General features: G+C 42.2%; 16 protein-coding genes and 1 tRNA gene. 8 read left to right on the top strand and 9 right to left on the bottom strand.

Going from position 1 to position 25257, the window contains the following annotated elements:
- Window positions 1-50 precede the first annotated feature (50 nt).
- Window positions 51-2171 carry a glycoside hydrolase family 3 N-terminal domain-containing protein gene (locus tag ACLOAU_RS16560; protein WP_427863014.1) on the bottom strand — a complete coding sequence of 707 codons (2121 nt, stop codon included), beginning with the start codon at window positions 2169-2171 and terminating at the stop codon, window positions 51-53.
- Between the two features lie 250 nt (window positions 2172-2421).
- Window positions 2422-3456, bottom strand: a complete 1035-nt coding sequence (locus ACLOAU_RS16555; protein ID WP_427863013.1) for a glycoside hydrolase family 18 protein — start codon at window positions 3454-3456, stop codon at window positions 2422-2424.
- A 530-nt stretch (window positions 3457-3986) separates the two neighbouring features.
- Here ACLOAU_RS16555 and ACLOAU_RS16550 point away from each other — a divergent pair.
- Complete coding sequence (locus ACLOAU_RS16550; protein ID WP_427863012.1) at window positions 3987-4481, top strand: hypothetical protein; 495 nt, start codon at window positions 3987-3989, stop codon at window positions 4479-4481.
- Between the two features lie 70 nt (window positions 4482-4551).
- Here the strand turns inward: ACLOAU_RS16550 and ACLOAU_RS16545 are convergent, their stop codons facing one another.
- Both ACLOAU_RS16545 and ACLOAU_RS16540 read right to left on the bottom strand, forming a co-directional pair.
- A complete protein-coding gene (locus ACLOAU_RS16545; protein ID WP_427863011.1) occupies window positions 4552-5829 on the bottom strand; it encodes a Gfo/Idh/MocA family protein in 1278 nt (425 codons plus the stop codon).
- Between the two features lie 322 nt (window positions 5830-6151).
- A tRNA-Cys gene (locus ACLOAU_RS16540) sits at window positions 6152-6222 on the bottom strand.
- 105 nt (window positions 6223-6327) lie between these two features.
- Between ACLOAU_RS16540 and ACLOAU_RS16535 the strand changes: the two genes are divergently transcribed.
- From ACLOAU_RS16535 to ACLOAU_RS16525, 3 genes are all read left to right on the top strand, one after another.
- Window positions 6328-7197 carry a nucleoside phosphorylase gene (locus ACLOAU_RS16535; RefSeq protein ID WP_427863010.1) on the top strand — a complete coding sequence of 290 codons (870 nt, stop codon included), beginning with the start codon at window positions 6328-6330 and terminating at the stop codon, window positions 7195-7197.
- A 238-nt stretch (window positions 7198-7435) separates the two neighbouring features.
- Window positions 7436-8209, top strand: a complete 774-nt coding sequence (dapF, locus tag ACLOAU_RS16530) for a diaminopimelate epimerase (RefSeq protein ID WP_427863009.1) — start codon at window positions 7436-7438, stop codon at window positions 8207-8209.
- A gap of 18 nt (window positions 8210-8227) precedes the next feature.
- A complete protein-coding gene (locus ACLOAU_RS16525; RefSeq protein ID WP_427863008.1) occupies window positions 8228-8674 on the top strand; it encodes an NUDIX domain-containing protein in 447 nt (148 codons plus the stop codon).
- Window positions 8675-8688: 14 nt separating this feature from the next.
- Here the strand turns inward: ACLOAU_RS16525 and ACLOAU_RS16520 are convergent, their stop codons facing one another.
- Both ACLOAU_RS16520 and ACLOAU_RS16515 read right to left on the bottom strand, forming a co-directional pair.
- Window positions 8689-9777 (bottom strand): AI-2E family transporter, encoded by a 1089-nt coding sequence (locus ACLOAU_RS16520; RefSeq protein ID WP_427863007.1) that lies wholly within the window; start codon window positions 9775-9777, stop codon window positions 8689-8691.
- A 170-nt stretch (window positions 9778-9947) separates the two neighbouring features.
- On the bottom strand, window positions 9948-10739 hold the full coding sequence (locus ACLOAU_RS16515) for an endonuclease/exonuclease/phosphatase family protein (protein ID WP_427863006.1): 792 nt from the start codon (window positions 10737-10739) through the stop codon (window positions 9948-9950).
- Window positions 10740-10841: 102 nt separating this feature from the next.
- Here ACLOAU_RS16515 and ACLOAU_RS16510 point away from each other — a divergent pair, with 102 nt between their 5' ends.
- Window positions 10842-11606 carry a DeoR/GlpR family DNA-binding transcription regulator gene (locus tag ACLOAU_RS16510; protein ID WP_427863005.1) on the top strand — a complete coding sequence of 255 codons (765 nt, stop codon included), beginning with the start codon at window positions 10842-10844 and terminating at the stop codon, window positions 11604-11606.
- Window positions 11607-11675: 69 nt separating this feature from the next.
- On the opposite strand, the gene ACLOAU_RS16505 is transcribed toward ACLOAU_RS16510, so the two are convergent.
- Window positions 11676-12581 (bottom strand): helix-turn-helix domain-containing protein, encoded by a 906-nt coding sequence (locus ACLOAU_RS16505; protein ID WP_427863004.1) that lies wholly within the window; start codon window positions 12579-12581, stop codon window positions 11676-11678.
- Window positions 12582-12812: 231 nt separating this feature from the next.
- Here ACLOAU_RS16505 and ACLOAU_RS16500 point away from each other — a divergent pair, with 231 nt between their 5' ends.
- The 3 genes from ACLOAU_RS16500 to ACLOAU_RS16490 are packed head-to-tail and all read left to right on the top strand — an operon-like array spanning window position 12813 to window position 18215.
- Window positions 12813-14249 (top strand): sialate O-acetylesterase, encoded by a 1437-nt coding sequence (locus ACLOAU_RS16500; RefSeq protein ID WP_427863003.1) that lies wholly within the window; start codon window positions 12813-12815, stop codon window positions 14247-14249.
- 7 nt (window positions 14250-14256) lie between these two features.
- Entirely contained in the window at window positions 14257-16563 is a 2307-nt protein-coding gene (locus ACLOAU_RS16495) for a DUF5703 domain-containing protein (protein ID WP_427863002.1), read from the top strand.
- 35 nt (window positions 16564-16598) lie between these two features.
- Window positions 16599-18215: an ArnT family glycosyltransferase gene (locus ACLOAU_RS16490; RefSeq protein WP_427863001.1), complete on the top strand. Its 1617-nt coding sequence runs from the start codon at window positions 16599-16601 to the stop codon at window positions 18213-18215.
- Between the two features lie 304 nt (window positions 18216-18519).
- Here the strand turns inward: ACLOAU_RS16490 and ACLOAU_RS16485 are convergent, their stop codons facing one another.
- Together ACLOAU_RS16485 and ACLOAU_RS16480 are read right to left on the bottom strand one after the other, a co-directional pair.
- Window positions 18520-21891: a glycosyl hydrolase gene (locus ACLOAU_RS16485; RefSeq protein WP_427863000.1), complete on the bottom strand. Its 3372-nt coding sequence runs from the start codon at window positions 21889-21891 to the stop codon at window positions 18520-18522.
- Window positions 21892-21968: 77 nt separating this feature from the next.
- Window positions 21969-25229, bottom strand: a complete 3261-nt coding sequence (locus tag ACLOAU_RS16480) for a glycoside hydrolase family 2 TIM barrel-domain containing protein (RefSeq protein ID WP_427862999.1) — start codon at window positions 25227-25229, stop codon at window positions 21969-21971.
- Window positions 25230-25257 lie beyond the last annotated feature (28 nt).

Genomic DNA, 25257 nt, shown 5'->3' with positions numbered 1-25257 from the left:
TATACTCCATTTTATAATGAACAGATTTCATCACAATACCCGTTGAATTATTATTGCTCTAAAGAAAATGATCCTTTTAGCCCGGAGTCGCTGCTGCCTCCCACCCATACATTAAACATGCCGTTCTCAGCCTTTTTAACGAGATCTAAACCATAGAAAGCTAAATCATCGCTGCTTAATTCAAATGTCACCAGTTTTGTTTCACCGGGTTTTAAACTGATCTTTTGATATCCTTTTAGTTCTTTAACCGGCCGTGCTATCGATCCAACCATATCCCGGACATACAATTGCGCTATTTCTGTCCCTTCATATTTGCCGGTATTGGTTAATGTTGCAGACACTTTCATTTTCTCCCCGGGTTTTATTTTGGTAGCTGAAAGCTTCAGATCTTTATACTCAAAGCTGGAATAAGAAAGCCCGTAACCAAAAGGGAAAAGCGGATCTCTTCCTGAGTCCAGGTAAAAGGAACTGTTACCCAAAGAGCTCTGTTTGGCCTCCAAAGGAATATCATCCAGTTTCATGGGATTCTTGGGTCCGGGTCTGCCGGTATTGTTATGGTTATAGTACATAGGGATCTGTCCTACTTCACGTACAAAAGTAACCGGGAGTTTACCGCTCGGGTTGGCCTTTCCGAAGAGCAGGTCCCAAATGGCTGGCCCGCCCATAGTACCAGGATGGAAATTGTATAGCACGGCATCGGCATTGGGTAAATCGCGTTCAATCGTTAAGGGACGACCCGCCATAGTTACCAGTACAACCGGCTTATTTGTTGCCTTCAGCGCAGCCAGCAAATCTGATTGCACACCTATCAGGTTGATATTGGATAGCGAATGCGCTTCGCCCGAAAGAATGGATTCTTCTCCAAGGAATACAACGACAACATCAGCCTGTTTGGCGGTATTCACTGCTTTTTCAAAATTGGCTTTGTTTTTATCCCTGCTAAATGCCAGGGCCTGTTCGTAAACATAATTAATATGCTTGTATTCGGTTTGTAATGCTTTGAGAGGTGTTACCGTATATTCTTTCTGGCCATCAAAAACCCAGGTCCCCATCTGGTCATGTGGCGCATCGGCCATGGGGCCAATAACAGCAATCTTTTTACGGACATCAAGTGGTAATAACTGGTTATTATTTTTTAGTAAAACTGCTGATTTAACGGCTGCCTCTCTTGCAGCATTTAAATGCGCCTGGGAGTAGGTTTTGCCCGGCCCGGTTGGCGCAAAAGGATTTTCAAATAAGCCCATACGGATTTTAATACGCAGGATATTTTTAACCAGTTCATCAATGACTTGAACAGGCACTTTCCCTTCTTTTACCAGCTGCTCCAAATTTTGAATATAGGTTTGGCTTACCATCTCCATATCCAGCCCGGCATTGGCTGATAGCGATGCTACTTCCTTTCTATCCGCAGCAAATCCATGTGAAATCATCTCCGACATGGATGCCCAGTCTGAAACCACAAAGCCGTCAAAATTCCATTCTTTCCTCAATACCTGTTTCAGTAGAAAACCATTTCCCGACGCCGGTATGCCATCATTATCGTTAAAAGAGGTCATTACTGTAGCAGCGCCCGCTTCCACTGATTTTCTGAAAGGCTCCAGGTATACATTACGCAGCAAGTGAATGGGTATATTGGTGCTGTTATAATCCCGGCCACCTTCTGCAGCGCCATAGCCGGCAAAATGCTTCAAACAGGCTGCGATAGAAGTAGCGTCTGATAACTTATTACCCTGGAATCCTCTGACCATAGCCGCGCCCAAGCGGCCGGCCAGGTAGGGATCTTCTCCCAGGCTTTCTGCGATCCGGCCCCATCTTGCATCACGGCTGATGTCCAGCATGGGAGCGAAAGTCCAGTTAATACCCTTTTCCCGGGATTCCACGGCTGCTATATGGGCTGCATTTTTTACCAGCTCATCATCAAAGGAAGCGGCCTGGCCAAGCGGAATGGGAAAGATAGTATGTAATCCATGAATCACATCGCGACCTATAATTAAAGGAATACCGAGGCGACTTTGTTGTAACGCCACCTGCTGTAGTTGATTTACTTCTTCGGCGTTGGTAACGTTTAGTAACGAACCGATCTCTCCTTTTTTAATCTTTTCTTCAAGATCTTTATTGATCTGATCAAAATTGAGTTGGTTCATTTGCCCGATCTTCTCAGCCAGCGTCATCTTACTGATTAAATCACCGACCCGTTCGGATTCGGATCGGGTCTTGTCTTTATAAATACTTTTATTTTGACTATACAACGACATGTTAATTGAGAAGGCTAAAAAAGCAACTGAAAAAATCCTGCTACTCCACTTATTCATTGAATATACTAATTGATTTATTAATAAAGGCAATACCTGCCCGGTAAGTAGTAACCGGCATCCTTCGTATCAGGGTATTGTGATTAATGATTGATGATTTGTTGCGCTATTACCTGTTCCGAGGCGCTTTTGTAATTACTTCTTCAAAAACGGTCCTGCTTAAAAGGCCATCATCCGTATCGCCGGCATATTCCCAGTACATAGCGCCCCGTAAATTATTAGCATTAATAAACGCAGCTTTTATTTTAATGGACTCGGGCGATTCGTAGGTACATACCATTTCTCCGGCGGCATTGACCAGGTAAGGCACTTGGGCAACAGCATCCCATTTGGTTTCGAAGTCGGTTAGTTTAATAAGGTCCCTGTAATGCACAAATCCCTTTATATCTTTATTATTGCCTCTTCCATAAAAAGGAATGCCCAGTACGAGTTTATCCATAGGCATGCCAGCTGCATGATGCGCTTTAACCCCTTCTTCTCCTGACCCGGAGCCAGTCATTTCTGACCGGTGTAAGGCAGCATGGTGTTTAGGCGGGTTTCCTGAATCATACGCCATAATATTTACAAAGTCGACCAGATCCTTAATGGCAGCAAAATCTATGTACTTTCCACTCATCACCGTTGCCAGTGTCAGTAATTTTTTATTCCCAATAGCTTTTCGTATATCCTCCATCAGTAAAGTGAAATTTTTGGTATCATCTTCAGAAGCGGAAATACCTCCGGCTTTGCTGGTTGGATATTCCCAGTCTATGTCGATTCCATCCAAGTCGTATTCTTTTACCACGCGGGCGCAATCGCCTGCAAATTTTTTACGGTTCTGATCATCAGCAGCCATCTCGCTAAACCTGCCGCTACCCCAGCCGCCGATGGAAAGCAACACTTTAAGGTCTTTATTATCGGCTTTTAAAGCGGCTACGGTTTTTAAACGCTGCGGGTTGTCAATCCTGACCCCGTCAAAAGTTTCAGTAACATGTCCAAAAGCATAATTAATATGCGTTACATAGCGGGTGTCTGGCAGGGCCTGTGTCCAGGAGGTAACATAAGCTACAATAACCTTTTGCGGCTTTTCTTTATTTGTATTACGAGCCCAAAGCGAAGCTCCCGATAATAACATTACTAAAAACAAGCTGCTGATTCTTATCATCGTTAGTTTTTTTATAAACAGTTAACAGATATTCATACACCAGGAACGATTTGTATATTATCGCAGGTTGTCATCGTTATAGATTAAATCTGTGACAGGCAAGCCAATTACTTTGCAATACGCTCAACGCTTAGCGAGTATATGGTAAGCTTGAATCTTTCGCCAACATCTACTATAAATTTTGTCTCAACACATGACAGGCGTACTCATCGTTCACGGTGCACAAATATCCATCAACACAAGGATGTTTTCCAAAAAACCGGCTACGTCAAAAATGCATCACAAAAAATAAAATTTATTGAAAATCAAATACTTAATAAAGTCAGACGTATTTTACAATACGCTTATTTCAAAAATGCCGCTATGGTCAATTTCTTGCTTATCGTGGTCGAGATGAGGGAAAAGTTTATTGTTAATGCAGCTTCATGATAACATAACGCTATAAAGAATAGCTGCATTCTTTTATGCCTGAATGCTAACTGCAACCTTTTACAGAACGGCTACTTCTTTTACATAAATGCAGCTTACTTATGCAAAAAGTCCTGAGTATTTTATTGTTTCATTTCGGCGTGGCCATAACCATTAGTGCTCAATCGGTAGTAATAAATGCAGACGGCACCCATTCCACGGTCGTTCAAACGGGTAACACGGTTATAGCTGTTAATACCGATGGCACACACTCGGTAGGTATAGTTACAGGTAATATGATTACAGTTGTCGATCCGCAGGGCAGGCATTCTGTCGGCTTTATTCCCCATAATATAAATTCAAATACGGTCAGTAATAATACCTCTTCATATTGGGACAAAAATGTACTGAGCTCATGCCTTAACTTTCGAAGCCGACATGCAGAAGCCGCGCCCAACCGTTTCTACCCATTAACGGGCAAAAGAATAACCCCAGAACCGGGGGGACGAAAGTTCCGGTATTCATTCGTATCTCAAACTGCCCTCGGGCAAATTATGTCGGCCGGCAAAAATACTTTAGACGGCCTAAAAACGGATCAACATAAAAAGCCATTTTAATAATTACAGGTAATAATCAGGAGCCTGTTAAATATATTACGACTGAGCATCTAAAAGCTGCGGCCCGGTTCTAAAATTTGGTAAAATCCCATTTCCCCCGGTAGGGCCTCGATCTCATCATATTAGCACTGGCATCATTGAAGATCTCTTTCTTGGGATCCCATTTTAAACTGCGTTGTAGCTCGTAAGCAATATTTACTGCATTGCAAATGCTGGCTGTACGATGACCTATTTCTACATCGCAGATCGGTTTGGATCTTTTCTTAATAGCATTAATCCAGTCCTGGTAATGATTATCGCTAAAATACAGGCGTTTGTCTTTAGAGCTGATTTTAGTATTTACAATATCAGCAGGGTTGCTTCGTAAGAATGAGCGACTTACTTCAATGGTACCCTTCTCCCCTATAAACTGTATTGCATTGCCTTCTCCCCATTGCTTGTGGTGCACTTTAATGCCGTTAGCATATACATAATACAAACCTGTTTTTGCTGCCGGTTCATTAGGGGGTACAAATTCCACCGGGCCCGACCTATCCATTCCCAGGGCCCACTGCACAATATCAAACATATGGGCACCCCAATCAGTGATGTATCCACCTCCAAAACCCTGGTAACCCCGCCACCAGGCCCATTTGGAATCTTCTATGGGTGGCGACAAAACAGGGTTATAACTCCTGTACATAGAAGGACCTATCCAAAGATCCCAATCCAGGTATTCCGGAGTTGGCAGAGAAGGCAGGTCGCATTGCATTACCGGCTCTCCTACCGACACATTAATTTCTTTGATCTTTCCTATATAGTTGTTGGCAACCAGCTCTGCCGCTTGCCTGAAATTATAGGAAGAACGTTGCATACTACCTGTTTGAAAAACGCGTTTATGCTTACGGGTAGCGTCTACCATGGCTCTTCCTTCGGCAATCGTGAGCGCCAGAGGTTTCTCGCAATAAATATCTTTACCCGCGGCAGCCGCGTCTACAGCCATTTGTGCATGCCAATGATCAGGCGTTGCTATAACTACAGCATCGAGATCTTTCATTGCAAGCAGCTCGCGATAATGTTTAAACCGTTCAATACCGGCAATACCTTTATTCTCGTTGACCTTTAAAGCACGCTGATAAAAATGTTCCAGCTTCTTTTTATCAACATCGCAAACAGCGCTTACATAGGCTTCTTTACAACCGCTTATTCCCCTGAGCAAAGTATCTGATTGTTTTCCCAATCCTATATATCCAATATTGATCCGGTCGCTGGGCGCAACATGAGATTTACCTCCCATTACATACGAGGGCAAAATAGTGAGGGCAGCGGCAGCTTTCGCGGTTTGGCCGATAAATTTTCTTCTTTTCATCAGTTGGTTTTAATGATATAAGCAATCAAAAATAAAATCGTTAAGAGACGGGGTCGTTATTTCGCTCATTAGGTAAGCTCACAGGTGTAACCGCGAACTTATTCCCGATATTTCCAAACAAAGAAATGCGATCCGGTCACCTGTAATTATGAGGAAAGCTACGCTACACAAGCCAATATTCCCCTGTGAAAATGATAAAGTGCAGGACCCTCAATATTCTTATTTCAATTTGCAACCCATTCATCGCCGGCAAGCGCAATCTTCGTCAAACTTAATAAAAAATACCGCCTCAATTTTCCTGAGACGGTATTTTTTATTGCTGAGGTCTCGAGCGGATTCGAACCGCTGTACGAGCTTTTGCAGAGCTCTGCCTAGCCACTCGGCCACGAGACCTTTTTTCTACCTATCCGCCAGTTGACGGACAGATACCTTTTCTTTGAAGGCTTGCAAAAATAGGGTATTTTTGATAAATTTTCATCATTAATACACTAAAATATTATGAGCAGGATAGCTGAAAGTGAATTGATATTAAATAGCCGTGGTGCGATATACCATTTAGACCTGAGACCGGAAGAATTGGCAGGTACTGTTATCACGGTTGGCGACCCTGACCGCGTAAAGGAATTCAGCAAATATTTTGATCATATAGAAGTGCAGCAACAGCACCGGGAATTTGTGACCCATACCGGAACCATTGGAGGAAAGAGATTGACTGTACTTTCTTCCGGTATTGGGCCAGACAATATAGACATTGTGATGAACGAGCTGGATGCACTGGTAAACATTGACTTTGAAACCCGCCAGGTGAAGGAGAACCTTACTGCACTGAATATAATCCGGGTGGGCACTTCAGGCTCTTTGCAGGGTGATATTGGTGTTGATGAGTTTGTGGCCTCAACACATGGCCTGGGTATAGACAACCTGCTTAATTTTTACCTGCACGAAAGAAATGACGAAGAAGCACAATTGCTGCAATCGTTTATAACACATACCCAGGTTAAGGTAGATCCATACATTACCGGTGCAGCCCCCTCCCTGCTTAAGCATTTTGCCCAGGGCTTTCACCAGGGTATTACCGTAACCTGCCCGGGGTTTTATGGCCCGCAGGGACGTGTATTGCGATTAGGTATCAGCAATCCTAATTTAATAGACCGCCTTACCGATTTCAGTTTCGGACAACATCGTATTACCAATTTCGAAATGGAAACATCGGCTATCTATGGCCTGGGTAAATTACTGGGGCATCATTGCCTGGCTTTGAACGCCATTGTTGCCAACAGAGTGAAAAAAGAATTTAGTAAAGATGGTAAAGCAGCTGTAGAAAACCTGATCAAAACATTCCTTTCTACATTTGTACAACATTTTTAGGAAAAGAACTGTTAAAGTAAACAACAAAAGACTCACTCGTTTATTTCTCTTAAACACATAGAATATAGCTTTCCACTGTTTTAGGGTAGATAGGGGATATTGCGAGGACCATAATTTCCATCAGAGAAGAACGGTTATGATATGCGATTATATGCTCAAATTATGATCACCTCTCTGTAGTTCTAATTTAAGAAGGTTGAGTAAGTTTGACATTAAAGAAAGAAACAAATAAATAAAAATGCGCTTTTATAAATACCAGGGAACCGGGAATGATTTTGTAATAGTAGATAACAGGGAAGTAAACCATAGCGCTCTTTCGCAGGAGCGCATTCACCAGATCTGCGATCGCCGTTTTGGTATTGGAGCGGACGGATTTATGCTGCTCAATAATAAACCCGGATACGATTTTGAAATGGTGTATTATAATGCAGACGGACGGGAAGGCAGTATGTGTGGAAACGGGGGGCGCTGCATTGTTCAGTTTGCACATGACATTGGAATTGATAGAAATAGTTTTAAATTCCTGGCAGTTGACGGCGATCACCTTGCCGATATTACTGATGGATTGGTTTCATTAAAAATGATGGATGTAACCGGTATCAGTCAATTTGATACACATTCTGTTTTGAATACCGGATCGCCTCATTATGTTAAAAAAGTAACAGGCCTTGCAGAGATGGACGTTTATACCGAGGGCAGGAATATCAGGTATAACGATGAGTTTAAAGAAAAAGGCATTAACGTAAATTTTGTTGAGGTACTGGACATAGGGTCTCTGAAAGTAAGAACCTATGAACGCGGTGTGGAAGACGAAACTTTTTCCTGCGGAACAGGCGTTACTGCCGCTGCGTTGGTCTTTTATCAAAATGAAACAGGGCGCAACTCAATAGATATTGAAGTGCTGGGCGGGAAACTGAATGTAAGTTATAACAGAAATGCTGATGGATCTTATGACGACATTTGGTTAAAAGGCCCTGCAGTAAAAGTATTTGAAGGAAATGTTGGTTTTTAAACGGATAAAGAAAGTACGATGATCACTACAATCAACCTGCGGGTATATGGCGTGTTGCTAAATGATAAAAAGCAGGTTCTGGTAAGCGACGAGCGGATTTACTATAACAACCAGGAAGTAACCAAGTTTCCAGGCGGCGGATTGGAACTGGGAGAAGGCACCCGCGACTGCATTATCAGGGAATGTAAAGAAGAAATAGGGATCGATGTTGAAGTGGTAGACCATATATACACTACCGACTTTTTCCAGCAATCGGCCTTTAACCCCGAACACCAGATCGTATCCGTTTACTATCTCATCAAACCATTAGAACCGCTGGACATACCCGTTAATAACGGAGTGGCGGTTTATCCTGACCGGGTATCGGAAATTTTCAGGTTTGTAGACTGGGAGTACTTTAATGAAACAGTGATGACGCTTCCGATTGATAAAGTAGTAGCGAAACTGATGCGTGAAAAATATTAGCCTGGCTGATCGGGTCAGGCTTTTTGGGGATTATCTTCTACCAGTTGGGGAGATAAAGGTTCCGGTTTGGGCTCTTCATCATCGTCAGGATGATTATGTACAAATTCGTTCATATAAATATCATACATCACAATCACATAACTGATCAGTAAAGGCCCGAATACTAAACCAACGAAGCCAAACAAACTTAAACCCACCAACACCCCCATTATGGTAATGACAGGATGAGTATCCCCTATTCTTTTCAGTAAGGTAATACGTGCAATATAGTCCACATTACCGGTTACGATAGCATGATATAATAACAGCAAGGTAGCATTCAGCGTGTCACCTGTTGCAAACATATATATAACCACAGGAACCCATACGATCATGGTACCTACCACGGGAAAAAAGGCGCACACACCTGTTAAGAAACCATATAACCCCCAGTCTTGTACGCCAAACAATGCATAACCAATGGTTGCAATAATACCCTGTATAATAGATATCATTGGAATACCCAAGGCATTAGCTATTACTACTTTCTTGGTTTCATCTGAAAGTATTTTAATGTTCCTTCTTTTAAGCGGTACGGCCTTGTTCAGGTATTTCTCAATGGCTGCACCATTATACAACATATAATATAAAATAAACAACATAATAGCCAGATTAGACACCAGGTTCAATGTGCTGTTTAATAATTTGGGAACAAAGGCAGTTATTTTATTTACAGCATTGGATATGGAATTATCCGATATCAGGTCAAAACCTACCTTTTTTTGTACTACGTCAATTGTTTGCTTCGCAGAATTCAGGATCTGTGTCGGATTTTCCAACACGCTGTTAATCTTAGGACTGATCAGTGTAACTGCCAGGCTTATAGGTATACCAACCACTATCAGGTAAAAGAGGATGAAGCCCATGGCAGTCCACCCTTTTTTCCATTTCTTATCATAAATAAGCTGAAAGTATTTTTTACGGCTTACTATATACAAAGTAACAGCACCAAGGAGGCCCGGTAAAAATCCAACCAATTCTTTTATTACCGTAATGATTAGCAGCAGTATAATCGCCAGTATTAAAACCTGTTTGATTCGCTCGTTAAATGTTTTCTGAGGCATATAGATTTGGATAAGATTTATAAGTTATTTAAGATAAAGATATATATTAAAAATCGTACCAATCCAAATAGACAAACATCAATTGGCTTGAAAATACAGAAATAAGTAAGCGCCACCGGCTTTACTTAACAGGCAAACTAAAACCCATATATCGATGCTAAATGCAAGGGTTATTGTATAGCAAAAACAGCTACAACCGGCAAATGGTCTGATGCATAAGTTTCATTGACTACCTGGTGACTTTTAACTTTCAGCAATTCTTCCGGCTTGTATGCGATGAAATCAATGGCTTTTTTAGGATTAATTACAGGGATGGTTGGCGCACAACTACTGCAGGTTCTCGTAAAACCCCTATCCAATGTTTTTATCACTTCCGAACTTTCTTCTGCATTAAAATCGCCGGCAATAATGAATGGCAATGACTCTGATGCGGCGATACTGTCAATGGCTTTTATTTGTAACAGCCTGTTTACAGGCTCTTTTTGCGCATCGAGATGCGTACTGGCTATCCTTATTTTTTTGCCTCCGGGAAGTGTTGCAATGGCAACTGCTAAAACCCGCGGCTCAGCTTTTGTCGCAGAGTCCATCGGCAATCTGTACGTGTTGATATCATCGAGTGGATATTTTGAAAGAATGGCTACACCATAATCTCCCCCTTCATGATCAATGGCTTTGGCAAAATAGAAGGACTTCAGCCCCGTTTTAAGAGCCAGCTGTGCAGCCTGGTTCACCTTTCCACTTCTGGCCGTATTAATATCAACCTCCTGTAAAGCTACTATGTCGGGATCTTGTTTTTTGATCGTATTAGCTATTGCTTCCAGATCAATAATACCTGGCCTGGATGGAGGATTACAATGGTGTATATTGTAGCTCATTACTTTTATAGTTGGCTGGGCATACAATGAAAGACACGCTAATAAACCAATAGCCACTAAATAAACAGGGTAAAAATTCCTTCTCATAATGAACGTTATTTAAACTATGTTAAAAGTATAAAGAAGATTCAAAACACAGAATTGTATTTTCGTTAATTTTGGCAATATCACATTCAACGTAACGTACTTATGAGCAATTTACTCGAGCGCCATCAACATATTATTGAGCTGATCAAAAAAGAAGGAAGTATTAAAGTTACCGACCTCTGTACTGACTTGAATGTATCTTCCGTAACCATCAGGAAAGATCTGCAGTTCCTGGAAGATCGAAAATTGTTATTTCGAACTCATGGTGGCGCTACACTCACTAATCCCTATATAGCAGACAGGCACGTAGATGAAAAAGTTACTTTACAGGCCAACGAAAAACAAAGAGTTGGCGCTTATGCGGCTTCATTGGTTGAGCCCAACGACTGTATCCTTATTGCATCGGGCACCACCGTTCAATTTTTTGCCCGTAACCTTTTGGCAAAGGAAGGCTTAACTGTGGTCACTTCCGCTTTAAATGTAGCATTGGAGCTTATGAACCGGGATAACGTGGAAGTAATACAGCTCGGAGGCTTAATGCGTAAAACTTCGGCTTCCGTTACAGGCATGTATGCTGAATCGATTTTACAGGACTTTTCCTGCAGCAAATTATTCCTGGGTGTAGATGGAATTGATACAGACTTCGGACTGACTACCTCGAATATGATGGAAGCTCTTTTGAACAAGAAAATGATCGGCGCTTCGCAAAAGACCATTGTGCTGGCCGATTCAAGCAAATTTGGGAAACGCGGATTCGGGAAGATTTGTGGTGTCGATGATATCGAGCAAATTATTACAGACAGCAATATATCTGCCCACACCGTAAAAACGCTGGAGGAAATGGGCGTTGAAGTGACTATTGTTTGATGATAATGATGGTGAATTGTGAATACTTATCTCCAGCTGCCATCTATCAACTTTCCCCGGTCACCTTCTTCAGTCTTTATTCACCGATCTGTACTTTATAGGCGGCATGCCCGTTACCTGTTTAAACCTTTTGGAAAAGTAATAGGGATCATCAAAACCCAGGGTTAAAGCAATTTCCTTAATGGATTTATCAGTAAAATCCAGTTGCTGGCAGGCTTGCTGTATTTTCATTTGCATAAAGTAATCCATGGGGGCATAGCCTGTTTTTTGCTTGAATAAATTTGAAAAGCGAGATACGGAATAATTGGAATAACTACTGATATCTTTCAGCGTCAGCATATCGGTAATATGTTCCTGCATATATAAAATAGCATTGTCAACGCTGTCGGTTTTTGTAGCTATTGAAGCAGGATGATGGCGGGAGTTATAAATAAACAAAGACAAAAACTGCGAAAGGCATAGATTTGCAAACAACAAATTATCCAGGCTATAGCCCAACTCCAAAGCCTTGTACATTTTATTGAATACTGTTACTGCTTCCCCATTGTCTTTTATATGCCGCGGCTTAAAATGCTCTTTTACCGTGTGCAGGTTATTTAAATCGGGTAAAGTGATGCCACCAAAATGCACCCAGTAAATACTCCAGGGATCATGCGTAGCGCTTGCGTAAGCATGTTCTACATTTTGGGGAAGAATAAAAAACTCATTGGGGCCAACCTCATACTTTTCACCGTTTATTTCGTACCAGCCGTAACCATCCACACAATAAAAAAGAAAATTTTCATGTAGCCCATGCCTTCTTTTGGTAAAATGTCCTTTAGCCTTGGGATAAAATCCGAGACTTGCTATATATAAAGCATTGAGCAAAGGGTTATTAACCACATTAGATTTAATAACCGGACGTGGAATTTCGATCCGCTGCCTCCCCACTCCATACCAGATATTTTTATGAGAGCCTTGTTTTATTTCATCCATACTTGGCAATATATGTCAAACAAAAGTTTTCCTTTAAACGCTTCCTGCAAAACTAAATTAAAGTTTTTTGCAAAACCACGATAAATTAACTTTAAATATTTAGGTATCAGGTTGTAGTTGTCTATTTGCCAACCAAAAATAAATGCTATTAACACAAAACAGACACCGGTTAATAAATGTTAACTACACTTTTAATTTTCTTATTTTCGGGCCTCTTTTTAAAAAACGATTATGAAATTTCTTACAGCACTCTGCCTTTTACTTACCGCGCCTTTTATATCGCAGGCCAAACTAAAATTACCCTGGTTTTTTAGCGACAATATGGTACTTCAGCAACAGTCATCTCCGTCTATCTGGGGGTGGACCGATAAAAAAAATACCGTCACCATTACCACTTCCTGGAATAATAAAAAATATACCGCTCAGCCGGACAATAAGGGAAAATGGAAAGTAGCTGTAGCGACACCCAAAGCCGGCGGTCCTTATGAAATTACCATCACTGACGGACAAATAGTGAAAATCAAAAATGTTCTTATTGGAGAAGTATGGATCTGTAGCGGACAGTCTAATATGGAAATGCCCTTGAAAGGCTTTTCCAATCAACCTATCAATCATTCCAACGACATCGTCTTGAACTCTACTAATGACCAGATCCGGTTATATAACATCCCAAGGTCTACCCAACCGGCTCCCCGCGATACCAGCAAAAATTTCAGCTGGAAGATCTCTAACCCGGAAGATGTTGCCAATTTCAGCGCTACCAGTTATACCTTCGGAAAATTTTTATACGATCAGTTGAAAGTCCCAATCGGCCTGATCAACGTAAGCTATGGCGGCACCCCAGTGGAGTCTTTCATGGATGCAGCATCCCTTAAAGAGTATGATTTTCCTTTGCCCGACCCGAATGATCAATCTCGATTAAACAACAAAATTGCCACTGTGGTGTATAATGGCATGATACACCCGCTAATAGGCTATGGTGCTAAAGGATTTATATGGTACCAGGGTGAGTCGAATGCAGATCGGCCGAAACAATACGAAACCTTATTTCCCGATTTTGTACAAATGTTGAGAACGCAGTTTAACCAGGGTGATCTGCCTTTTTATTTTGTACAGATCGCACCATTTGACTATAACACGAACAAGAAAAAAGGTGATACTTTGCTGAACTCAGCTTTCCTGAGAGATGCGCAGCGAAAAGCTTTGGATAAAATTCCGAATAGTGGCATGGCTGTAACCATGGACATTGGAGATGCGGACTTTATACATCCACGCGAAAAGCAGGAAATCGGCAAAAGACTTGCCCTCCAGGCCCTTGCTAAAACGTATAACTATAAGGGATTTGCCAGTGAAGGTCCTTTGTATCAATCTTTGACCATTAAAGATGGCAAAGCTACCGTAAAGTTTAAAAACGCGCCGGTTGGACTTACTTCTTACGGAAAACCTATTACACAATTTGAAATAGCGGGTCAGGATCAAAAGTTTTATCCGGCTACGGCACAATTGGTCAATGGCGGTGTAGAAGTAACGTCTAAAGAGGTTAAAAATCCCGTTGCTGTTCGCTATGCTTTTAAAGATGATTCAACCGGGGAATTATTTAATACGGCCGGATTTCCCGCGTCTTCTTTTAGAACGGATGATTGGGAAATACAGGTAGAAGTTAAATAAATAGCTGATGAGGAAAGGACACAGGTACTGCTTATTGCTGATGTTATGTTGCTGCACAGCCGGGCTATGGGCCCAGGATGCGTTAACGAAAGCATACAATATTACCTGGTTAAGCCAAAGCATAAATGCCGGGGAATCTATGCCGGTAGGCGGTGGCGACATTGGATGTAATGTGTGGGTAGAAAATAATGAGCTGCTATTATACTTTTCCCAAAGCGGCAGTTTCGATGAAAATAATGCCTTTTTAAAAAGCGGCAGGCTAAGATTGAAGCTTTCACCCAACCCATTTAATAAAGATGTATTCAGGCAGGAACTGGTTTTAAAAAATGGCTATATCGATATACAATCCGGTCATGGAGGTGTACAGGCATCACTCCGTATATGGGTGGATGTATTTAGTCCTGTTGTACATATAGACATTTCGGCCAATAAAGCTATCAAAGCGGAAGCTGTTTATGAAAACTGGCGGTTCGCCGACCGGGTGCAAAAAGGGAAAGAAAATAATGCTAATTCCTGGAAATGGGCCTCTCATGTGCCTGTTATAACGAGGCCTGATCAAATAGGCTTCAACCAGGATGAAGTTCGGTTCTCTCATCAAAATATAGCTCCTACCGTATTTGATGCTACAGTAAAGCAACAAGGATTAGATTCGTTAAAAAGCCGGTTATTCAATCCTCTCGAAGGCTTAACAAGCGGAGGTTTATTGAAAGGGAACAATTTCGTCAAAGGACAAGAAGGTGAAGGGCAGTATCTTAATACAAAATTTAGAAGCTGGAGTCTTGTCAGCAGGCGGCCTACAAAAAAACAATCGTTGCAGATCTTTTTGCACCATAGCCAGGTGAGTAACATTGAAGACTGGAATAAGCAGCTCAAAGGAATTGTCAACAACTATAAAGCAAACCCCAATAAAACAATTGCATGGTGGAACGACTACTGGAAAAGAAGTTTTATTATTATCGATCCGGCGAAAGCAGCAACCGAATCCTGGCAGCTGGGACGTAACTATCAGCTGTTCCGATATATGCTGGGCTGTAACGCCTATGGAAAATATCCTACAAAGTTCAATGGGGGCTTATTTACTGTAGATCCCGTATTAACCGATTCGTCTATAAAAGGAACACCGGATCATCGTAATTGGGGCGGGGGAACATTTACTGCTCAAAACCAAAGACTGGTTTACTGGCCAATGCTCAAAAGTGGCGACATCGATATGATGACGCCGCAGTTTGATTTTTATAATCGTTTACTTCCTACTGCAGAGCTGCGTACCAAAACATATTGGGGGCATGCCGGAGCTAACTTTAATGAGCAGATAGAAAACTTTGGTTTCCCCAATCCTACTGAATATGGCTGGAAGCGTTCCGCCGGCTTCGACCCGGGTGTTGAATATAACGCATGGCTGGAATACGAGTGGGATACTGTACTGGAGTTTTGTATGATGATCCTGCAATCTCAATCTTATGCAGGAAAAGACATTGCAGCTTATCTGTCGCTCATAAAGAAAGCACTGGTCTTTTTTGACGAGCATTATCAATACCAGGCCAAAAAACTAAGTAATAAAGCTTTGGACGGAAACGGTCACCTGATACTTTATCCGGGTTCCGGCGCCGAAACCTTTAAAATGGCTTACAATGCCAGCTCTACTATTGCAGCCTTAAAAGCAGTAGCCACTGCATTATTAAAACTGCCGGCCTCTTATTTGAATGAAACGGATCGAAAATATTTTGAAGGGTTGGTCAACCGTATTCCCCCTATTCCATTCACAACTTTTAACGGTAAAACCACCATTGCTCCTGCAACGGTTTGGAGCCGTGTAAATAATGTAGAGTCTTCACAACTATATCCCGTTTATCCCTGGGGCCTGTACGGAGTTGGAAGATCTGGGATTGATACTGCAAGAAATACTTATTGGAATGATAGCTTCGCACTTAAGTTTCGTAGTCATATAGGCTGGAAGCAAGATAATATATTTGCTGCCAGGCTGGGTTTAACGCAGGAAGCAAAACGTTTAAACACCCTTAAACTTAAAAATAGCGACCGTAGATTTCCAACATTTTGGGGACCGGGCTTTGACTGGGTACCCGATCATAACTGGGGAGGTAGCGGCATGATAGGTTTACAGGAGATGTTAATGCAAACCGTAGATAACAGGATCTACTTATTTCCCGCCTGGCCCAAAGAATGGGATGTGCATTTTAAACTGCATGCACCTCAACAAACAACAGTAGAAGCTATACTGAAGGACGGAAAAATAGTTTCGCTGGAGGTGTTGCCTCTAGAAAGAAAGAAAGATATTATAGTACAACTTCAATAGATACCAACCAAGCGCCTTTAACCAAAACAAAAGAAATGAAACTGCAGCAATATTTTCAAAAGCCGGGTATGGTCATCGCCCTGATCTGGATTTTTCTTACTGCTATTAACATTGGTAAAGCCTTTCAAATGGATGACGGGTTTCATTTGGAAGCTGCGCGGCATATAGCTAACGATCCGCTTCATCCAATGTCCGGAATGATCCGGTGGGATTACGATGAGCCTGAACCTATGTACAAAGCCAATCAACCTCCCTTATTATTTTACATGATTGCGGGCTTGTCTACCCTGTTCGGTTTTAACGAGATCGCTATGCATTTATTGATTGCTGTTTTTTCTTTACTGGCTCTATATTGGTTTTACAAGGCATGCGGTCTTTTGAATGTGAAACGCCCCCTGTTGTTGACGGCATTGTTCGGCTTATGTCCCGCATTCGTTGTTAGCCAGAATGTGATGACAGATGTGCCCATAATGTCTTTAATGATAGGAGCTTTTTACTATCTTTTACAATCATTGACCCGGTATGAAAACCGTAATACGATGATCGCTATGGTACTGTTAACGATCGGTATGTTTATTAAATACACGGTATTACCTGTACTTGCGGCGGTGGCATTACTGTTTGTATTACGAAAGGAATATAAAAAGCTGTTATGGTTACTTATACCTATATTATTGATTGCCTTGTGGACGCTATGGAACTATTGGGAGTTTGGTGGTAGTCATTTGTTTGAACGCAAACCAGGATTAAGAAGCACGGTGCAAGACAGGGCCTGGACGTATTTCTCGGCCTTGGGTTGTATAGCTACATTTGGAGCTTTGTTTCTATCCTATATTTTTAAAGGTAAAAGGGGCAATTATATAGTGTATAGTATTACAGGTTTGTTTTTAGTAGTGGCTTTGCTACATTACGGGAGTAATGGGGACAATGAAGGCCTTTTAACGGCAACCCTCGATATTTCCTTTTTTATCCATGGCTTAATGATTATACTGGTCATGCTTATGTTCCTGTATAAAAGCCACCAGAAGCCAGCTGCCATTAAAACTTTGATTCAAACGCCCCAGGCCATGCTAATATTATTTATAGCAGCATTATCTTCCTTTTTAATATTATTTGCTCCTTTTATGGGTATCCGGCACTTACTATTGATCATACCCTTTCTTTTATTACTTGCAGCACCTATCATCGAAAATACTAATCGGGATTTGATCCGGTTTTCATTAGCAGCTTCAATTATACTGAGTCTTCTGCTTGGGATATCTGATTGGAAGTATGCTTTCTATTATAAAAATACGGCGCAAGGTATTATGAAAGGAATGCCTCCCGGAAGTACCGTATGGGCTACGGGGACCGGTGCATGGCAATGGTACGCACAACAAAACGGCATGATCATGCATACGATACTAACCGAACGGGGAAAGCCGGGAGATTACCTGGTTATAGCAAGAGGATTACCTGCATATAGAGTAAGCCCTGAAAAGAAGTTCAGCCTGCTGGCCAAAATATGGGGTGAGCCTTCGTTGCTAAGCTATTTTTGCGTAAGCGACGGAGCCAGCATTTACAGCAGCCAGTTTGGAAAACCTGCCTGGAAATTATCCAAAAGAGCCATCGATACGGTTTATGTATGCCAGTATATAGCTGACACGCCATAACGGATAAACATGGTAGGTTAGGGAAAACTACTTCTCAAATGAGGAAAGTTGAATCCAAAAATGAAGCATGTCTTAAGACTTAACAAAAGATCCTTTTGATCTTGTTTTGATCCGTTTATAAAAAAAATGCTCGCAATAAACCTGGTATGATTGGATACTATATTTGTGGCGTACCTATGGCACGCAATGGCCGGTAGTTACCGAATCGGATATAAATAGATTGTTTCTACGAGACAGGAAGCTCTTGCTGACTCACGCTATTTCTGCAGCTGCTGCGCGTGTCCTCACGCGCAATTCTTAAACACTATTGCCAAATCTTTACTTCGCCCTCTAATCCGGCTTTTAATAAAGGCTTGCCCTGCAATAAATTTAAAGGCGCTGTTGTCCAGGTAACTCTTTTATTTTCCGGTAAGCTCATATCACCCATCAGGCGATTAGCCCATGTATTAGCTACTTTAATTTCTATCGTATTATTTCCCGGCTTAATTGCTTTTGAAATATCCAGTTGATAGGGCGGCGTCCAGAGCGTACCACAGTCAACACCATTGATTATAACGGTAGCTATATTAAACATGCTATCAATGGAAAGATGTACAGGCCGGCCTTTTATTACATTTTGCAATTCAAAACGATTGGTATAAGTAGCTATTCCGGAATAGTATTGTATTGCAGGGTTCTCATGAACATTCCATACAATAAGTTTAGGAAAGCTAACCGGTTCTGCCGGGCCGCCAAAGTTGGTATCAAATTGAACCAACCAGTTGGTATTGATATCAGCCAGTGACTTAGCCTCTACTGTATTTGAAGGCCCCGGAACTTTTTCAGCTGTTTGTTTAAATACGACAAACATAGATTCATTGGCATCCAAAGAAAGCGTCAAATATGTTCTTTCGCCGCGAACTTCCCATTCCGTTCTTTTTATTTTACCCGATACGGGATCCCACAACTCAGGCGTTAAATCTGATACTCTGAAAGAAACCGGGACGGATACGCGTTTGTTCTGCTGGTTTGATATAAAGTATACATCACTATTGTCGAGTTTCCGATGTGCCCAGGCTATAGGGGTTGTTCCGGCAGTGATGTCAATATCTCTGGCAACTCCTAAACTTTCAAAAGTCTCCTCCATGTATGGCGTTTCTATCACACGCCCCTTACCCGACTTTATGAAGAGCTGTGCCCATGCTTTCTGAAGCGCTGCATCCTTTTCTTTTAAGCCAATAGTGTTAACGGCTCTCTTCTCTATGATAATGGTAGCTCCGGCCTCTTTTAACTCCAAAATCTTTCTGGCAACAGCTGCAGACACCAGGTTGCTATTCGGATTCATGAGCATTTTACCCGGAAACACTACTATCTTATAGGTCGCTCCTGAAGGGAACACCACTTGTCCATCAACTACTTTTGCTTTTAACAATACGTCCGGGTTAAAGCAATCGTATTTATAACCCCGTAATGCATCTGTCCAGTCTTCAGGATCGGCCATATTAGCCGAATGCCCCACACCAACAGGCATAACTCTCTGAGGCTGCCCTTTATTTTCCAGCCTGAGCTTTTCAGAGGCCACTCTTTCCTTGCCAAAAATGCCTGGCAGACTACTTACCAGCCTGTCGGGTAATATCGATCGCCGGGGTACTTCCTCCCCGATAAATACTCCAACATCGGCTACAGGCTTACCCTGTTGCAACAAAGCAGATACCCTAGCCATATAATCTACCCATGCCTTGCTTTGATTAAACCAGGTTTGATCTCTTTGAAAAAATAAGCCAATACTGCCCAGTGTCATGCCTGGTTTGCGATCAATCCAGGGATTATGTGTCATTACATGCACAATCGGTTTGTTCATGCCCAGGGCAAAGTTGCGGTCGCCAACCACTTTGATATTACCCGGATGCTCATTCCATTCCATCCGCAGGTTCGTAAAAGCCTCAGCCTGCACAATATTTTTTCCGTAAATATGCCCTGCGCTAATCGCATCAAACATATCATTGGGTTTATCATGAGTTGGACTTTTTAGCCAAAATTCGCCGGTTGGAAAATCTACGGTTTTAAAATGCAGTAATCCGTCGCTTACCATTGTTGGTGCTACATTTTCAGCGGTAAAGCCGAGGTTTTTTTGATCGGCTAATTTTCGCAGCGTTACATAAAAAATATCATTCACCAACTCAGCCAGCGTTTCCCGTACATCATGCAATACCTTTTCTGAAGTAGCCGCATCATTAACAGGCGTACCGGTCATTACCAGCAGGTAAGGCATCAGGTCGTAGCCTCTTCGTTTTTTAAATTCAGCGGCAAATGTCTTACTCCAATTCTGGCTGCCTGCCTCCCAGCTATCGATATAAAAGATCTTCAGCACTTCTTTGGCCAGTCCCGGGTCCGTTTTCTCGAATGCCTTTGCATACCAGTTATCAAACTGTAATTTGATAGCAGCGGGATCAAACTTATCGCATTCCAGACCTTTGGCAGCACCGCCGGTGGCATTAGTATGACCGGTTGAAGTATGGCCAATACGAACGATTACCCATTCACCTGAAGATGGCTTCCATTTAAGATTGCCCTCTTTATCCATTTTATGGGTGAGGTTAATAACACTTTTGAGCGGAACAGCATCACCCGCTGGCACCATATGTTCACTGGTATTTTCCGCTACTCGCCAAACACTGCCATTTTTTGCCTGGTACTGGTTAACAACCGGCTCATCGCTGAGGTAAATACCCATTACTTTCAAAGTAGGTTTCCATTTGGCGGCATCCAGGTCTTCCGATCCCGCTTCTGTTCCTTCTTTGTCAAATACAAAACGGAAATACTTTGCAGTCGTTGGAGGGATAGAAAATGTATTGTCTTCATCATCATTTTGCCAGCCATGCCGGGGTGGCGTTAATTTAATCACTGTATTGAAAACAATGCCGTCATTACTGGACTGTACAATAAATCTCTGGGCCTGGTATTGCCTGGACCCGGTATGTGTTGTTAAGGAACGAAGTGTGAATGGCTTGGGATATTTATATTGTATCCAGCAGGAACTGTCGCTTCTGAATGTTTTGCTATCATCGCCTGGAAACGCCAGGTAAGGCGCCTTCTCTCCTGTACTGGTGGTTACTGAAGGAATGGTTACTGTTTCACTAAAAGCATTAGACGAATTAGCCGGGTAAGCATATACTGCTACATCTTTGTAAAAGCCTTCTTTAGTTTCGGGCTGCTCCAGTTGTATGGTAGCTTCGGCGCCCGCCTTTATATAGGTTTTGGTCCATACCAGCTTTTGCATAGATTGTTCCGGCTTGATCCATGGGCCGCCGGCCAAAGCAAATCCATCGCTTACATGAAAAGCCATTTTTAATCCCAGCCGTTTACATTCTTTCATCGCATGGTTGACCATTCCCCACCATTCGGGACTTAATTGCCGTGCCGGCTTATCAAAGGGAATGCGTGCTACGGTATCATAAATGCAAGCCAGGTAAACACCCCCTATTCCAATCTTCTGTATTCCCTCCAGGTCTGCCGTAATTCCCTCTTTCGAAACGGCACCGTGCATCCAATACCAAAGCACCCAGGGTCGCGCCGATTCGGGCGGATTCCTGAAAACATCCTGCAAAGAAGCGTTTGTTTTTACCTGCGTTAATCCACTAAAACCAACAAGCATCAAAACAATCGCTAATCCTATAACCTTTGTAATTCTAACCATTCACTGTTTATTTGACAAGCATGGCGCATCTATCGTTTAGCCACATTATAAAATCTGAAGGCAAAAATAGCCTTATTTTAAAGCGGGCGAATATAAAAACTATATTTGTAATGCCCTGCCTTAAGCTGGTATTGTTCCAATGGCGCAGCTACTTCGCTCCAGCTATCGTTTCCGCCAACACCCATTTGTACCAGGTCTATATTTAAAGTTATATAGTTTGCCGGGTATAATTTGTAGGTATGCTTTGCTTCAATGATATTTCTTTCCGAATAGGGCCACGCACTCATGCTTAATAAACTGTCTGCAACAATGCTTATTCCTTCTTTTGTTCCTTTCCTGTATAAATTCAACCAGCGAACCTCAGTGCGGTTCCCGTTTTCCTGGGGTACCACATAAGGTTCCATGAAATCATAAATATCCGCATCGTAAATGCCAGCATTGAATCCATAATTCCGGTCGATATAATTCTCCAGCGGTCCCCGGCCAAAATATTTAATTTGAGTAAAAGTCTTGTTCACTCCCGTTTGCATACCTACCTTAGGTATATTCGGTAACCCGGGTTTTGCATTTAATTCATAGTTCACTTTTACAATGCCTTCTTTACTTACGGTATAAAACACTTTTACTTCCACACTATCATTAACCATCGTGTAAACACTTTGAATGCCTTTCAAGCCGCCTGTTTCTGCAACTGTTACAGATTTTAATTGAGGCTGATTATCGTACCACTGCTTTAATACACGGTGTGTTTTCCAGCCTTTACGATCATTATCTGTTTGCGGCCTGGTAAAGTGAGGAAGCAAAGCCTGCCCGATCAACTCGGTATTTCCTTTTTTATAAGACACCAACGCTCCATTCGATTTATCGATGCTTACAGTTAAGCTTCCTGCCTGAGCCGTAAACTGATGCTCTTTCTCAACAAAAGCTACAGAAGAGTTAGGCCCGTTTGATTTTGACAAAGGAGTTAATGCGAACTGATTACTGGCGATCACGAAACCTTTAACCGCCCAGGGTTTATCCTCTTTCGTGGTGAATTCAATATCGGCATGGTATTCAGCTCCTCTTTTAAACTTGGGAAGATATTTGCCGAGATCGAGCTCTTTTGAATTGCCAGCTTCTATTACCCCAATCTCCAAAGGTTTACGCGAGATCAATTTACCATTTTCCCTGATTGATATCCAGCCGTTATAATGTGCGGTGGATAACACAGGACTACGGTTAATGACTTTAAGGATGCCTTTACTGCTATCTGCCCACTCGCATTGTATAGGTTGAAAAACACGCTTGCACTCATACATAGCCGCTTTAGGCCTACCATCTGCAGCCACCACACCTTTTATCGTAAAATTGTCATAGTATCTTTCTCCAAAATCACCGCCATAAGCATAATAAGGTTTTCCTGTAGCAGAATCGTATTTCATTAGTCCCTGGTCTTTAAACTCCCATATGGCGCCGCCTATAACGCGTGGCAGGCTGCGCCATTGGTCCCAGAAATCTTTGATATTGCCTGCACTATTACCCATCGCATGCGCGTATTCGCAAAAGAAGATGGGACGATGATCCCCATTTTTTTGGTGAACCAGTAAGGGTGCCGTATACAAAGCCGGGTACATGCGGCTGATCACATCAATATAATACTGGTCTTTGGGATTCTGTATCCGATGTGAATGATCGTTAGATTTTAAGTAGCGGGGATCAGAAGGATCGATATATCCCTCTTCTTTCGGACTTCCCATAGCCGGCTCATAATGCAGCGGGCGTGTCATATCAAAGTCTTTGATCCACCCAGCCATGGCGGCATGATTGGGACCACTACCCGCTTCATTGCCCAGGCTCCACATAATAATGGAAGGGTGATTTTTATCGCGCAAAGCCATACGCGCTACGCGTTCTACATAGGCGGCAGTCCAGCGGGAATCATGATCCAGCTTGCCTCCTAATCCATGTGTTTCGTGATTGGCTTCATCAATAACCATAATACCATATTCATCGCAAAGATCCAGCAGGTAGGGATCAGAGGGGTAATGACTTAACCTAACCGTATTAAAATTAAATTGTTTGATCGTTTTAATATCCTGTAAAATATCTTCCCTGGTTAATGCTTTACCCCGTGTAGGATGGTGATCGGGACGGTTCACACCATAGAGATAAGTTTCTTTTCCGTTCATCAGCAATTTGCTGTCAGATTGCCTGAACTCAATACTGCGAAAGCCCAGCTTGCAGCTCTTGGCTTCCCATACTTTCCCCGTACTATCTTCGAGGCTTAGCACCAGGGTATACAAATTAGGGGCCTCTGTACTCCATTTTAAGGGATTAGTTACTTTAGTTTCCAGCAAACCAAATTTCACACGATCCAGGCGGGGATGAATTTCATTAATAATAGCATCAGCGCTGATATTAAGGTCTTCTTTTAAAACTGCTTTATTGGCGGCATCGTACAACTGGGCCTTCACTCTATAACCCGGCACTTCCTTACCGGTTAAATTCTCCAACCGCGGACGAATACTTAAAACAGCATCTTTATACTCTTTATCGAGTTTCGCCTGATAAAAGAAATCGGCAATACGTAATTTAGGTTCTGCCATTAAATAAACCTCGCGGTGAATACCGCTCAAACGCCATTGATCCTGGTCCTCAAGGAAACTACCGTCACTCCAGCGGATTACCCAAACAGAAACAATATTCTCTCCATCTTTCAAATAAGGCGTGATATTAAATTCAGAAGGCAGGAAACTATCTTCAGCATAGCCAAGGAATTTTCCATTCACCCATACCTTATACGCCGAGCTCACGCCTCCAAAATGCAGCGTAATATTTTTATCCTTCCAGTGTGCCGGCACCATAAAAGAACGCTGGTAACATCCTACACCGTTATAATCTTTCGGAACCAGGGGCGGATTTACCGGGCGAAAAGGATATACTGCACTTTTATAGATCGGCTTATCATATCCCTGCATCTCCCAGCTCGACGGTACCGGTATTTGTTTCCAGCCCGATACTTTTTGTTTGTAAAAATCTTTGGGTTCATCTCCGGGTTTTAATGAAAAGCTAAAATTCCAGTCACCATTTAGTGATATATACCGGCCGCTTTGCTCACGATCACCATTTATTGCATCACCGACACTTTTAAATGAATAAGCGGTAGCTCTGGATAGATCGCGGTTGATGCCGCTTACCAATGGATCCTCATAAGGCTCCGTTTGATAGATGGCCGGCGCGCTGGGAACAGCAGCCGGCGTCTTATCAACCAATTGCGCTTCAGCATTCGAAACAGCCAAAGCGCCCATCATACTTATAAAAAAACTACGGTATACCTTAATCGAAATCTTTTGAATCATGCTTGTTTTACTTCTATAATGTTCTTAT

It is taken from the genome of Paraniabella aurantiaca, assembly GCF_050309965.1.
In the GTDB taxonomy this organism is placed as follows: domain Bacteria; phylum Bacteroidota; class Bacteroidia; order Chitinophagales; family Chitinophagaceae; genus Niabella.
The sequence above is the reverse complement of the archived record's forward strand: the minus strand, read 5'-3'. Positions and strand labels throughout refer to the sequence as shown.